This window comes from Microscilla marina ATCC 23134, assembly GCF_000169175.1.
Taxonomy (GTDB): Bacteria; Bacteroidota; Bacteroidia; order Cytophagales; family Microscillaceae; genus Microscilla; species Microscilla marina.
Genome location: NZ_AAWS01000127.1, coordinates 1 through 1,392 on the forward strand (window position 1 = coordinate 1; position 1,392 = coordinate 1,392).

2 protein-coding genes are annotated in these 1,392 nt (G+C 34.0%); both read right to left on the reverse strand.

Translation table 11 applies throughout. The annotated features are described in order from the left end of the window. On the reverse strand, window positions 1–291 hold a 291-nt coding region (locus M23134_RS37185; RefSeq protein ID WP_045115105.1), incomplete at its 3' end, for a hypothetical protein. A gap of 5 nt (window positions 292–296) precedes the next feature. After that, window positions 297–1,392 (reverse strand): Hint domain-containing protein (locus M23134_RS37190; protein WP_045115106.1); only part of this gene is annotated, 1,096 nt, incomplete at its 5' end.

Here is a 1,392-nt window from a genome sequence, read left to right on the forward strand (position 1 = left end):
ATAGTATTTTAAAAAATCATAGGCATCGTCATTACTACCAGAAAGTCCCTTGTCATAAAAAAAGTGAATGTGAAAATCATTTATGGAATCATCAGGTGATACGACTGAGTATAGCTTAAATAAATTGGTTCTTTGATCACTTTTTATTCTTTGATCTGAATTCATGAGTGTAAGCACATAATCATTTTTTCTAGATTTTTGTATAAATGTATAAGAGTTTAATCTATCAAAGATATTCTGCCATGCAAAATTATTTTGTTGGCTAGGTATTACATAAAGTTCAGTTTTCATAAGATTTATTTGTATTGGTATAGAATTCCATTTTTGTCTTTTATATACACTTCTTTAAATATGTCAGGAAATACATCATACCCCTTTTCAAGCGCATAATTAGCCAAGTAAGTATCAATTTCAGCCTTGGTAAATTTAGTAAACTCTGCAAACATGACAGAGTTGGCGTCAACTCCAATTCCAACCAGCCCGTGAAAACCTTTTATATATCTTTCTATCTTTCCTGCGTTATCTCTTATTTTACCTGCACAAGACCTTAAGTTTTTTGAAGTATACTCCTTTAATGAGATAGGAGTTATTTCATCTCCTGTAATCATAAATCCCTCAATACCAGCTTCTGAGTTTTTTACAAATGCAGTAACGTCATTAGTTTGGTTCATTAGCTCAAATAATTGAGGTAACTCATGTTTTGCATTAAATTGCCCAAAGATACTTTTACCATCTATGCCTGAAGCAAGCTTTAATTCATTTTTAATTAGCTTTTTAGCTTTAGAATCATTGGTAGATTTAGTTATAATCTCTTTTATATATCGCTTAAATCGTGAATCAGTGCTTGTTTGACTTAAGAAAAAATTAACCTTAGTTAAATAATCATTATCTTTTCTTACATTAGAAAACTTACTCAATATATGCCATACATCCAACAAATCAGGTTGATCAAATAATTCTTTAGCCAAATTATTATCGTCTGTATCTTTGAGGAAAGCTTTTTCCAATTTTACATCATTCCATCCTTTTACTGTAGATTTTACTCGGCTTAGATTTGGATGATCAGCAAATCTATCCCACACACTGCCACACTCATTATTATGCACCAACACCCCCTCCGCAAAATAATTATGGTGTTTGGCTACCGATATATTGTATACCGTTACGAGGGTGTCTAACCAATGGGTGGAGGTAATAGCAGTACAAGTGCCATTGCTTAATTGCAAATGATTGCCTTGGCGTAACTCTGAGGCGGGCACGTATTTTTTGAGTTGGGGCAGATAAAACGGATGCTCAGGGGTAGCGTAGAGTGTATCTTTGGCGGTGGCAACTGTTACAACGCTGAGCTTGTTTTGGCTGGTGCCTGTGACTACTTTGAGCACTCGTTTGTTG